The sequence below is a fragment of the Streptomyces sp. NPDC093984 genome, assembly GCF_044764595.1.
GTDB classification, from domain to species: Bacteria; Actinomycetota; Actinomycetes; order Streptomycetales; family Streptomycetaceae; genus Streptomyces; species Streptomyces cynarae.
Map to the genome: position 1 here is coordinate 1,704,691 of NZ_JBIWIM010000001.1, position 11,023 is coordinate 1,715,713.

Annotated in this window: 11 protein-coding genes and 2 pseudogenes; 7 read left to right on the forward strand and 6 right to left on the reverse strand. The window is 71.8% G+C overall.

Features of this window, described 5'->3' with window-relative positions; genetic code table 11:
* Positions 1-28: 28 nt before the first annotated feature.
* Entirely contained in the window at positions 29-1,711 is a 1,683-nt protein-coding gene (locus ACIRC0_RS07650) for an FAD-dependent monooxygenase (protein WP_403612786.1), read from the forward strand.
* A 106-nt stretch (positions 1,712-1,817) separates the two neighbouring features.
* Here the strand turns inward: ACIRC0_RS07650 and ACIRC0_RS07655 are convergent.
* Together ACIRC0_RS07655 and ACIRC0_RS07660 are read right to left on the reverse strand one after the other, a co-directional pair.
* Positions 1,818-2,835 (reverse strand): annotated as a pseudogene (locus ACIRC0_RS07655) (IS481 family transposase); the annotation flags it as partial.
* A 51-nt stretch (positions 2,836-2,886) separates the two neighbouring features.
* A pseudogene (locus tag ACIRC0_RS07660) lies at positions 2,887-3,180 on the reverse strand (VOC family protein); the annotation flags it as partial.
* Here ACIRC0_RS07660 and ACIRC0_RS07665 point away from each other — a divergent pair.
* The 4 genes from ACIRC0_RS07665 (at position 3,074) to ACIRC0_RS07680 (ending at position 5,366) form a co-directional block, all read left to right on the forward strand.
* The gene (locus tag ACIRC0_RS07665) at positions 3,074-4,150 is read left to right on the forward strand and encodes a helix-turn-helix transcriptional regulator (protein ID WP_403612551.1); all 1,077 of its coding nucleotides are present in this window, start codon (positions 3,074-3,076) and stop codon (positions 4,148-4,150) included. The pseudogene ACIRC0_RS07660 and the gene ACIRC0_RS07665 overlap by 107 nt on opposite strands.
* A gap of 117 nt (positions 4,151-4,267) precedes the next feature.
* Complete coding sequence (locus ACIRC0_RS07670; protein ID WP_315986099.1) at positions 4,268-4,354, forward strand: putative leader peptide; 87 nt, start codon at positions 4,268-4,270, stop codon at positions 4,352-4,354.
* A 71-nt stretch (positions 4,355-4,425) separates the two neighbouring features.
* The gene (locus ACIRC0_RS07675; RefSeq protein WP_403612553.1) at positions 4,426-4,968 is read left to right on the forward strand and encodes a cysteine dioxygenase; all 543 of its coding nucleotides are present in this window, start codon (positions 4,426-4,428) and stop codon (positions 4,966-4,968) included.
* Positions 4,965-5,366 (forward strand): rhodanese-like domain-containing protein, encoded by a 402-nt coding sequence (locus ACIRC0_RS07680; RefSeq protein WP_403612556.1) that lies wholly within the window; start codon positions 4,965-4,967, stop codon positions 5,364-5,366. The genes ACIRC0_RS07675 and ACIRC0_RS07680 overlap by 4 nt, the downstream gene beginning before the upstream one ends.
* Positions 5,367-5,476: 110 nt before the next feature.
* Here the strand turns inward: ACIRC0_RS07680 and recX are convergent, their stop codons facing one another.
* Together recX and recA are read right to left on the reverse strand one after the other, a co-directional pair.
* Positions 5,477-6,253, reverse strand: coding sequence for a recombination regulator RecX (gene recX / locus ACIRC0_RS07685; protein ID WP_403612558.1), 777 nt, complete (start codon positions 6,251-6,253; stop codon positions 5,477-5,479).
* A gap of 3 nt (positions 6,254-6,256) precedes the next feature.
* Positions 6,257-7,387 (reverse strand): recombinase RecA, encoded by a 1,131-nt coding sequence (gene recA, locus ACIRC0_RS07690; RefSeq protein ID WP_403612561.1) that lies wholly within the window; start codon positions 7,385-7,387, stop codon positions 6,257-6,259.
* Between the two features lie 323 nt (positions 7,388-7,710).
* Between recA and ACIRC0_RS07695 the strand changes: the two genes are divergently transcribed.
* The gene (locus tag ACIRC0_RS07695; RefSeq protein ID WP_403612564.1) at positions 7,711-8,484 is read left to right on the forward strand and encodes a hypothetical protein; all 774 of its coding nucleotides are present in this window, start codon (positions 7,711-7,713) and stop codon (positions 8,482-8,484) included.
* Between the two features lie 10 nt (positions 8,485-8,494).
* Here ACIRC0_RS07695 and ACIRC0_RS07700 read toward each other — a convergent pair whose 3' ends face one another.
* Together ACIRC0_RS07700 and ACIRC0_RS07705 are read right to left on the reverse strand one after the other, a co-directional pair.
* Entirely contained in the window at positions 8,495-9,709 is a 1,215-nt protein-coding gene (locus ACIRC0_RS07700) for an AI-2E family transporter (protein WP_403612566.1), read from the reverse strand.
* A gap of 59 nt (positions 9,710-9,768) precedes the next feature.
* Complete coding sequence (locus ACIRC0_RS07705) at positions 9,769-9,963, reverse strand: DUF3046 domain-containing protein (RefSeq protein WP_366029482.1); 195 nt, start codon at positions 9,961-9,963, stop codon at positions 9,769-9,771.
* A gap of 80 nt (positions 9,964-10,043) precedes the next feature.
* On the opposite strand from ACIRC0_RS07705, the gene ACIRC0_RS07710 reads away from it, so the two are divergent.
* Positions 10,044-10,988 (forward strand): hypothetical protein, encoded by a 945-nt coding sequence (locus ACIRC0_RS07710; RefSeq protein ID WP_403612569.1) that lies wholly within the window; start codon positions 10,044-10,046, stop codon positions 10,986-10,988.
* The last annotated feature ends 35 nt before the right edge of the window (positions 10,989-11,023 follow it).

Consider the following 11,023-nt stretch of genomic DNA (forward strand, 5'->3'; position numbering starts at 1 on the left):
CACCGCTGTGGGCAGGGGGCGCCACGCCGTGGACCCGGTGATCATCGTGGGGGCGGGGCCCGTCGGGCTCTCGCTCGCGCTGGCTCTGGCACGGCAGGAGGTGCCGTCCGTGGTCCTCGACGAGGGCCCGGGCAAGGACGAACAGCGGGCCGCACGCACGGTGGTGCTGCGCGAGGACACGGCCGCCTTGATGGAACGCCTGGCCGGAGTGCCGCTCACCGGGCCGGGACTGCGCTTCACCGGGTGGCGGTCGATGCGGCGCAAGCAACTGACCCGGAAGGTCACCTTCGAGCCGGACGGCACGGCGCTTGAGCGCGGCAGCGGATACGGCCCCACGGCCGAGCGGGCCGCCGAGGGCCGCAAGGGCACGGTGGAGGAACCCGGAGGGCCGGCACCGCTGCACATCGCCCAGCATGTGCTGACCGGAGCCCTGCGCACCGCCATCGCCGGACAGCCGCTGGTCAAGGTCGCCGTCGAGAGCCGCCTCGACGCCCTCGAGCAGGAACCCTCCGGCGTCACCGCGCACACGCGCGGCCCACGGAGCACCTGGTGGCGCGGCAGCCACCTCGTCGGCTGCGACGGGCCGCGCTCGACGGTCCGCAAGCTCCTCGACATCCGCTTCCCCGGCCGTACCGCGGTGGAACGGCACGCCGTGGCCGCCCTGCGCGCCGAACTGCCCTGGCCCGGCGAGGCGTTGCTGCACCGCATGCCGCCGTGGCGGACGTCCGGCCCCTCGGGCGGCGAGGTCACGGCACGCCCCCTGCCCGACGGGGTGTGGCGGCTGGACTGGCTGCTGCCGCCGGGCAAGGACCTGGTCACGCCCGAACTGCTGGTGACCCGCATCCGGGAGACCCTCGCCGGCTGGAACGGGGGCACCACCCCCGCCTACGACCTGCTGGACACCGGCGTCCACACCGTCCACCACCGGCTCGCCCGCCGCTGGCGCGCCGGCCGGGTCTTCCTCGCCGGGGACGCCGCGCACCTGCTCGGAGCGCTCGGGACGCAGGGCCTCGACGAGAGCCTGCGGGACGTCGACAACCTCGCCTGGAAGCTGGCACTGGTCTGGCACCACGGGCCGCACGAAGCGCTGCTCGACAGCTACCAGGCGGAGCGCCGCGCCGCGGTCGCGGCCCGATTGCGCGCCGCCGACCAGGCGCTGCCGCTGCTGCGCGGCGGCGGGGGCCTGCGGTCCTACGTACCCGGGTCCGCCCGCGGCCATGACGGCCTCCTCACGGACGGCCACCTGGGGCGGGGCGCGCTGGGCACGCCGGCGACGTACGCCGCCTCACCGCTGGCGGCGGATGACGGCGAGTCGACGGCGTTCGTGGGCACGGAGCCCGGAGCGCAGGTGGTGGACGTGCGGGTGACCGCGGAGGACGGGGCGTTCGTACGGCTGCGGGACCGGCTCGGCCGCGGATCGCTGCTGGTGGTGCTGGTCGCGCCGGGCACCGGCGTATGGGAGCGCAAGCACTGGGTGTCGGCCGGGATCATGCCCCGGCTCGCGGCGGCGGTGACCGCCCTGCCGCACCCCGCGGAACTGCTGGTCGCCGAGAGCTACCCGGGCGCCGCCGCCCACACCGTCCTGCTGATCCGGCCGGACGGCCATCTGGTGACGGCACTCGCCGGGGTGCGCCCCGCGGACCTGTACGCGGCGGCCGAGGCGGCCCTGGGCGGCCCGGCGAAGACACAGGCGACGGCGAGCGCGCGCTAGGTGTGATGTCTCATGAGGTTGGTGCCACGAGATTTTCGATCGCGAGCTGCTGCGGGTAGTTGTCGAGCGGTTCGGGCGGATGCTCGAAGGTGACGCGGTAGTCCCTGTCGGAGGCCCGGCTGATTGGTGGTCTGCCGCCGAGCGCGGAATGTGGCCGCTCGTGGTTGTAGTAGTTGAGGAAGTCGGCGAGTGCGGCACGGCGTTCCTGTTCGGACGTGTAGTCGCGGACATAGGCCCACTCCCGGGCGAGCGTCCCGTTGAACCTCTCCACTTTCCCGTTCGTCCGGGGCGTGTAGAGGCGGGTGCGCTTGTGGTTCGTGCCGGTCGCGGTGAGCGCGTCCGCCCAGGCGTGGGAGCGGTAGCACGCGCCGTTGTCGGTCAGCACGCGATGGATCGTGACGATGTCGTGGGCGGCGAAGAACGCGACCGCACGGTGCCAGAAGGCGGACGCCGTGACGGCGCGCTCGTCCTCCAGGGCCTCGGTGTAGGCCAGGCGGGAGTGGTCGTCGAGCGCCGTGTGGAGATAGGTGTAGCCGACTTTCCCGGTGTCCGGACCGGTGCGCTTGGAGGCGCGAGCTGCGTCGGTGCCGATGCCGTGCATGCGCCAGCCGCCTCCGGCCGGGATACGGCCGAGCTTGTTGATGTCGACGTGAATCAGGTCGCCGACGCGGTCGTGCTCCTAGCGGATGACCTTGCGCAGTTGCTCGCCGGTCGGCGGGTCGAGGTCGCGTAGCCGGTTGAGGCCCGCCGGACAAGGATGCGGTGCACGGTCGCCGGCGCGATCGTGACGCAGTGCAGCCGCTGAAGGTCGGCGGCGAGCCGTGCGGGCCCGTGCTTGGTTTGCCGCCGCAGCGCTTCCACCAGGTCAGCGATGTCCTCGGCGGTGCGGGCCGGGCTGGTGGCGGGGCGGGAGGAGTGGTCGAGCAGGCCGTTCTCGCCGTGCGCGCGCCAGCGGGCGTACCACTTGGCCAGGCAGCGGCCGATAGCCCGGCCTCGGCAGCGACATGCGCGATCGGTCGGCCAGCGTCGATCCGCAGGCACAACCGCAGACGTCCCTCGGGGGTCAGCGGTGCGTTCCGGTGCCCCCTGCTGCTGGCGCTCCTGAACTCGGCGGCCGCGTTCATCGGGAGCACCGGGATCTCAGGGTGTTCCCGCGTGAGTGACTGTTCCTGGCGTCAACGTGCGAACTTCTCGATGGCCGCCGGGGTGACGGGGGCGAAGAAGTTGACGAGGTTGCCGTCGGGGTCGCGGAACAGCAGCGACCGGTTGCCCCAGGGCATCGTGGTGGGCTCGTTGACGAAGTCGGTGACGAAGTCGGTCAGGTTCTGGTGAACGCGGTCCACGTCGTCGACGCGGAACTCGATGATCATGCTGTGGTTGTCCGCTGGGCGGGCGGAGCCCGGGGCGAACAGCGGGACGGTGCGGGTGCTGGCGATCGCGAGGGTGGCGTTGGTGGTCTTGAGTTCGGCGCTGCTGCAGTCGGGCGGCACCCGGACGGTGGCCGAACTCGCCGACCGGCTCGGCGTTGATGGGCGCACCGTGCGGCGGTATGTGGATCATCTGATCGACCTTGACGTGCCCGTGGAGTCGGTGCGCGGCCGGTACGGCGGGTACCGGCTCGCCCCCGGGTACCGTTTGCCTCCGCTCATGCTCAGCGATGACGAGGCGCTGGCCGTGCTGCTCGGCCTGGTCGCCGGCCGCCGAGCAGGGTTGACGACGACAGAGCGCACGGCGAGCGAGACGGCATCGGCCAAGATTGGGCGGGTGCTGCCCAAGCACGTCGCCCGCCGGCTCGACACACTCCTGGAATCGCTCGCCTTCACGGATCAGCCCCGTGAGTTCGCCACCCCGGACGCTGGGGCCCTGCTCACCTTCGCCGATGCGGTGCGCCACCGCCGACCGGTCTCGATCAGATACACCGACCGCGACGGCCGACGCAGCGAACGCACGCTGCACGCGTACGGGATCGTCGCCCATTCGGGCCGGTGGTACGTCACGGGTACGGACCCCGAGATCGGCGAGGACCGAACCTTCCGGCTCGATCGCATCGCAAACGCGAGGACCCTGCCCGGCTCGTTCGAGGCGCCCGTGGGTCCCGATCCGGCACAGCGCGTGTTGTCAGGGTTCGCCACGGCTGAGTACCGACATGAGGTGACCTTGCGGATCTACGGGACCGTTGAGCAGATCCGCGCCCACCTTCCCGTCAGTGTCGCGAGCCTGGAGGAGCACGCGCCCACGGCAGGCAAGGGCCGGGCGACCGAGCGCTGGCTGCGCGTCGAACTACGGGCGGAGCGGCTCGACTGGTTGCCTCCGGCACTCGCCTCACTCGACCGGCCGTTCGTAATCGAGCGCCCCGATGAACTGCGCGACCTCGTCACCGCGCTCGCCGATCGCCTCGCGTCCTACGCCCGCCAAGCCAGCGAGGAACCAATGTCATGAGATGCCACAGCTAGGTGCTGCGGAGGGGAACTCCTTTGCCCGCACTCACGGTCACCATGAGGTCCACATGGTGACCGTGAGTTGACCGGTCGACACCGCCATGGTGTACTCCGGACCATGACCGACACGTATGCGCGCCTGTGGCGGAGGGTCCATATGGACCTCGTCCGCTATGCGGGCTGCGTGTGTCGCCCGTCCTGTTGATCTCGCTTCTTTCACCGCGCGCAGCGCCCCTGCCGCAGCGCGCCCCGGCGAACCCTCAGGACGGTACCCCCTTGTCTGTCTCCCCTTCTGTGCCCCTGTCCGCGGACTCCGCCCGGACCGAGGCTCCCACCCAGGCCGAACTCCTCGACTTCGCGCGGCGCACGGCCGCCGACGCCGAGCTGATCGCCTCACTCCCACTGGATCCCGAGGGCCGCACCTGGGTACGGCTCGAGGGTCCCGGCGGCAGCGAGGCCTGGCTGATCGGCTGGCCGCCCGGCACGGGCACCGGCTGGCACGACCACGCCGAGTCGGTCGGCGCCTTCGTCACCGCATCGGGCGAACTCAAGGAGAACTCCCTCGCGGTCCGGCTGCCGTCCGACGGCTGGAAGACCCTGGAACTCACCGACGGAGTCGACCGCGAGCGGCGACTGCCGGCCGGTAACGGCCGCTCCTTCGGCCGGCACCATGTGCACGAGGTGCTCAACGAGTCCACCGAGCGACACGCCGTCTCGGTGCACGCCTACTACCCGCCCCTGCCGCAGATCCGCCGCTACAGTCGCACAGGTCAGGTGCTGCGGCTGGAGCATGTCGAACGCCCGGAGGACTGGCAGTGAGTACCGCACCCGAACACCCTGTGGGCATCGACGCGTTGCTGGATCGGGTCCGCGAGGACCTGGACCGGGTGGAGCCCGCTGAGGCCCACCAGGCCGCACGGGCCGGCGAGGCCCTGCTCGTGGACATCCGCTACGCGGCCCTGCGGGACCGTGACGGACTCATCCCCGGCGCGCTGGTCGTCGAACGGAACGAACTGGAGTGGCGCCTGGACCCGCAGGGCAGCCACCGCCTCCCCGAGGCCACCGGGCACGACCTGCGCGTCGTGGTCGTATGCAACGAGGGCTACGCCTCCAGCCTGGCCGCCGCGTCCCTGCGCCAACTGGGCCTGCACCGCGCGACCGACCTGGTGGGCGGCTTCCAGGCCTGGAGAGCGGCGGGACTGCCGGTGGCGTCGTAGGGCTTTGCTGGGGTTGGCCGTTGGGGGCTGGTGGGCTTGTTGCAGGCTTGGGCTTCGTGATGACGGGAGGGGGGAGGGCCCCGCCCCTCCCCCCTCCCCCTCCCCCGGCTTCAGAACCCCTCGTCCCCCAGCCCCTCCGTGTCCTCCCCCTCCTCCGCCAGGGCCTGGCGGACCACGCGCAGGGCCATCCCCTCGGAGTAGCCCTTGCGGGCGAGCATGCCCGCGAGGCGGCGCAGGCGTTTGTCGCGGTCGAGGCCCCGTGTGGCGCGCAGTTTGCGGGCGACGAGCTCGCGCGCTGTGGCCTCTTCCTGCTCGGCGTCCAGCTGTCCCACCGCCGCGTCGATCAGCGCGGAGTCCACGCCCTTCGTCCGCAGCTCCTGGGCGAGCGCCCGCCGGGCCAGGCCCCGGCCGTGGTGCCGGGATTCCACCCAGGCGTCCGCGAAGGCGCTGTCGTCGATCAGGCCGACCTCCTCGAATCGCGACAGCACCTCGTCCGCGACCTCCTCGGGGATCTCCCGCTTGCGCAGGGCGTCCGCGAGTTGTTTGCGCGTGCGTGGAGTTCCGGTGAGCAGACGCAGGCAGATCGCCCGCGCCTGCTCAACCGGGTCCCCCGGGTGCTCCCCCGTCCCGGCCCTCGACGAGAAGGAAGAGCCTCCGTCCTGTGGGGCGCCGGCCGGTTCCCCGCCGCCGTGCCGCCGCCCTCGCCCGCGTCCGCCGCGCACGCGGCCCTCGCCGCGTGGAGCGTCCTCGCCGTGCGCGTCCGCGTCGCCGCGCACGTTGTCGTACGCCCCGTCACCGCCCCCGACGAACCCCGTGTCGCGCCCGCTTCCCCGCCGCTGCGGGGTCACGGGGTGGGCGTGCTCGGCCCAGTCGGTTCGTCGTGTCATGGGCTAGCTCTTGGCCGCCGGGGCCTTGGCTGTCCTGGCCGCCTTGGCCGCCGGTGCGGGCTCCGTCTTGGCGGTGTCGCCGGCCGCGGGCGCGGCACCGGCCGCGTCCGTGCCCGGCTCGGCGGTGGGCTCCTCCGGCCGGACGCCGACGCCCAGCTTTTCCTTGATCTTCTTCTCGATCTCGTTGGCCAGGTCGGGGTTGTCCTTCAGGAAGTTGCGCGCGTTCTCCTTGCCCTGGCCGAGCTGGTCGCCCTCGTACGTGTACCAGGCGCCGGCCTTGCGGACGAAGCCGTGCTCCACGCCCATGTCGATCAGGCCGCCCTCGCGGCTGATGCCCTGGCCGTAGAGGATGTCGAACTCGGCCTGCTTGAAGGGCGGCGCGACCTTGTTCTTGACGACCTTGCAGCGGGTGCGGTTGCCGACCGCCTCCGTGCCGTCCTTCAGGGTCTCGATGCGGCGGATGTCGATGCGCACCGAGGCGTAGAACTTCAGCGCGCGGCCACCGGTCGTGGTCTCCGGGGAGCCGAACATCACGCCGATCTTCTCGCGGAGCTGGTTGATGAAGATCGCGGTGGTCTTGGACTGGTTGAGCGCGCTGGTGATCTTCCGCAGGGCCTGGCTCATCAGACGGGCCTGCAGACCCACGTGGCTGTCGCCCATCTCGCCCTCGATCTCCGCGCGCGGGACGAGCGCGGCGACGGAGTCGATGACGATGAGGTCCAGGGCGCCGGAGCGGACCAGCATGTCCACGATCTCCAGGGCCTGCTCGCCGTTGTCCGGCTGGGAGAGGATCAGGTTGTCGATGTCGACGCCGAGCTTGCGCGCGTACTCGGGGTCGAGGGCGTGCTCCGCGTCCACGAAGGCGACCTGACCGCCGGCCTTCTGGGCGTTGGCCACCGCGTGCAGGGTCAGCGTGGTCTTGCCGGAGGACTCCGGTCCGTAGATCTCCACGACGCGGCCGCGCGGCAGGCCGCCGACACCGAGGGCCACGTCGAGCGCGGTCGACCCGGTCGGGATGACCTCGATGGGCTCCTTGGACCGCTCGCCCATGCGCATGACCGCGCCCTTGCCGAATTGTCGTTCAATCTGTGCGAGGGCGGCGTCGAGGGCCTTCTCGCGGTCGGTACCTGCCATGGGTTCCACCCGGTTTGCTTGAGTCGATCGCTTCACGTCAAAGACGCTAACGCCTGCCACTGACAATGCGCCCCGACGCCCGTCCGGCTGTGGATAACTCGGGTACTTCTCCGTCAAAACCGTGTCGAAATACCCGCCGTGAGCCCGCCGGAGCCTCCATAAGAATGGATGTTCGATTTTTGTGTCAAGCGGACCGACGGACACCTGCGAGCGTACGGTCGCGCGCTGACAGCGGCCCGGTGCCGGGCTACTCCCCGCGGGGTACGGCGGGTGCCTTCGGCCGGAGGACGACGGGCCGAGGCCGCTCCCGGGAGCCTTGGCGCATGAAAAACGAGAGGAGCGCTCTGACGCGCGGAACCGGCATGCGCCCCGTGGAGCGGCTGTGCCATGCGACCGGCGCCTTCCTGGTTCTCTCCGGTCTGGCGCACCTGGTGGTGTTCCTCGTCGACGGCGGCCCCTGGGACGGTCCCGTCTCCTGGCGCAAGCCCTTCACGTTCGGGCTGTCCTTCGGGCTGACGCTGATCGCGGTCACCTGGGTGACGTCGTACCTCCGCGTCGGGGCGCGGCTCCGCGCGGTGCTGCTCGCCGTGTTCGCCGCCGACTGCGTCGGGGAGGTCGCCGGGATCACCCTCCAGGCGTGGCGGCGCGTGCCCTCGCACCTCAACACCGAGACCCCCTTCGACACGGCGGTGGCGATGACGCTCGCGCTGGGCGGCGCCGTCCTCGTCGTCGTGCTCTCGACGTTCGCCGCCGCCGCTTTCCGGCACCGGCCGAGCGGCCCCCTCGGCATGGCGCTCGCGCTGCGCTCCGGGTTCGCGATCCTGATCGTCGCGCTGCTCTCGGGCGCCGCGATGATCGCACGCGGGACCGTGCTGTCCCGCGCCGGGCACCAGCAGGCGGCGTACCACTCCACGGCGCCGCTCAAGCCGCTGCACGGGGTCAGCCTGCACGCCGTGCTGGTGCTGCCCGCGCTGGCCTGGCTGCTGTCCCGCACGTCCTGGCGCGAGGCCACCAGGCAGCGGGTCGTGTACGCGGCGGTCGGCGGCTACGCGGCCGCCGTGCTCGGCGCGGGGATCTGGGCGGCCCTCTCCTGGTGAGCGGGTGCCCTCAGCGCGCGAACAGCCGCCGCACGCGCGTCGTGAGACCGCCCGAGCCGCGCGTGCGGTGCCCGTGGACGCGGGGGTCGTCGGTGACGTCGTACCGCTTCACGTACGCCCCCAGGAAGGCCTGCAGCGTGGCGACCGCGGGGATGGCGATCAGCGCGCCCACCGCGCCGAGGAGGGCGGTGCCCGCTATGACGGACCCGAAGGCGACCGCGGGGTGGATGTCCACGGACCGCGCGGTCAGCTTGGGCTGCAGCATGTAGTTCTCGAACTGCTGGTAGACCACGACGAAGATCAGCACCCACAGCGCGTACCAGGGGGCCACGGTGAAGGCGATCAGCATCGGCAGGGCACCCGCGAGATAGGTGCCGATGGTGGGGATGAACTGGGAGACCAGGCCGACCCAGACAGCGAGCACGGGTGCGTACGGAATGCTCAGCGCCTGCAGCAGGACGTAGTGCGCGACGCCGGAGATCAGCGCCATCAGGCCGCGCGAGTAGAGGTAGCCGCCCGTCTTGTCGACGGCGATCTCCCAGGCGCGCAGCACCTCGGCCTGCCGGGCGGGCGGCAGCACCGAGCACAGCGCGCGCCGCAGCCTGGGCCCGTCGGCGGCGAAGTAGAACGAGAACAGGCCGATCGTCAGCAGCTGGAAGAGGCCGCCCAGGACCTGGGCGGAGACGTCCAGGACACCGGTGGCGCCGTTCTGGACGTACTTTCTGAGCCAGTCGGAGTGGACCAGGCTGTCCTGCACGTCCACGCGTCTGACATGCGTATGGAACGTGGTGTTGATCCAGTTGATCACCGAGTCGAGGTAGCCCGGGAAGCCCTCGACCATCTTGATGATCTGGCCGGCGAGCATCGAGCCGAGGAGCGTGACGAACCCGGCGACGGCGATCGCCAGGCCGAGGAACACAAGGAAGGTGGCCAGCCCCCGGCGCATGCCGTGGGCGGCCATCCAGCTGACCGCGGGCTCGATGGCGAGCGCCAGGAAGAACGCGATCAGGATGTTGATCAGCAGGCCGATGAGCTGGTGGAACGCCCAGCTGCCCAGTTGGAAGACGGCGACGAGCGCGAGGGCGAGCACCATGGCGCGCGGCAGCCAGCGCGGCATACGGGCGCCCGGCGCGGCGCCGCCGTCCGACGGGGGCGGCGGGGGCGGTGTCGTTCCGAGCGGTGATGCCTGCTGGGGGACCTGTGCGGTCTCGTCTGTCGGGGCCACGGAGCAAGTCTCGCCCACACCGGCGGCATCCGGGGACCCCTGTGGATCTCGGCGCTTCTTCAGCGCTTCTCCCGCGGAACGTCCACGGCCGTGCACACGGCGCGCCACACGTCCTTGGCCTCCCAGCCGGCTTCCAGCGCCTGGTGCACGGTGCGCCCGCCGAGTTCCGCCATCACGTGGTCGCGCGCGAAGGTGTCGGCGTAGGCCTCACCGAAGTGATCCGCCATCCGCTGCCAGAAAACCGTCAACCGCATGACACCAGTATCCCGCCCCTGAGAGTGGGGCCGGGCCGGGACGGCTTGCCGAGAACGCTTTCCGTCCTACGGTCTGACCCATGGCCGAAACCGGAGCATCCCCACTCCTTCCCGCGCCCTCGGCGCGCACCCCGCTCTCCCGCGCCGAGCACTTCGTGTGGCTCACCGCGCGCGTGCTGGAGCAGCGCCGTTTCGCGTACCACTTCCTGGGCGGCGGCGCCGACCCCGTGGAGACCGCGCTGGCCGCCTACCGCAACGAGGACGAGGGGTACGGTCACGCCCTCGAACCCGACCTGCGCGGCCCGGTCAGCCAGCCCCTGCACACCGCCCACGCCCTGCGGGTGCTGGACTCGATCGGCCGTTGCGGCGGGCAGCGGGTGGAGCGCGTGTGCCGCTATCTGACCGCCGTGTCGACACCGGACGGCGCCCTTCCGGCGGTGCATCCCGTGCAGCGCGGCTACCCGGTCGCCCCCTTCGTGCCCATCACCGACAACCCGCCGAGCGATCTGCTCGCCACGGGCCCGGTGGTGGGCCTGCTGCACCGCAACGAGGTGTGGCACGCGTGGATGTTCCGGGCCACCGACTTCTGCTGGCAGGCGGTCGAGTCCCTGGACAAGTCGCATCCCTACGAGGTCGAGGCGGCCGTGGCGTTCCTGGACTCGGCGCCCGACCGCCCGCGCGCCGAGGCCGCGGCCCACCGCCTGGGCCGCCTGGTGCGCGAACAGCGGCTCGCGGTCCTCGACCCGGACCGTCCGGGGGAGTATCCGGTCGCCTCCGGGTACGCACCGGGCGAGCACCACTTCCCGTACGACTTCGCGCATACCCCGGACTCCCTCGCCCGCGCGTGGTTCACCGACGAGGAGATGGCGCGCGCCCTGGACTTCCTCTCGGCCGAGCAGCAGGAGGACGGCGGCTGGCCGGTCCGGTGGCGCCAGTGGGCTCCGGGCACCGCCCTGGAGGCCCGCCCCATGGTGACCATCGACGCGCTGCTCACCCTCAGGGCGTACGGACGGTCCATCGGCTGACGGAGGGCGGCCCCACGCCCGCGTGCCGCCCCCGG

Coding starts and splice junctions, on each gene's coding strand:
- ACIRC0_RS07695 (WP_403612564.1), top strand. CDS start 7,711: ATGAAAAACGAGAGGAGCGCTCTGACGCGCGGAACCGGCATGCGCCCC.
- recX (WP_403612558.1), bottom strand. CDS start 6,253: ATGACACGACGAACCGACTGGGCCGAGCACGCCCACCCCGTGACCCCG.
- ACIRC0_RS07710 (WP_403612569.1), top strand. CDS start 10,044: ATGGCCGAAACCGGAGCATCCCCACTCCTTCCCGCGCCCTCGGCGCGC.
- ACIRC0_RS07705 (WP_366029482.1), bottom strand. CDS start 9,963: ATGCGGTTGACGGTTTTCTGGCAGCGGATGGCGGATCACTTCGGTGAG.
- recA (WP_403612561.1), bottom strand. CDS start 7,387: ATGGCAGGTACCGACCGCGAGAAGGCCCTCGACGCCGCCCTCGCACAG.
- ACIRC0_RS07665 (WP_403612551.1), top strand. CDS start 3,074: ATGATCATGCTGTGGTTGTCCGCTGGGCGGGCGGAGCCCGGGGCGAAC.
- ACIRC0_RS07670 (WP_315986099.1), top strand. CDS start 4,268: ATGACCGACACGTATGCGCGCCTGTGGCGGAGGGTCCATATGGACCTC.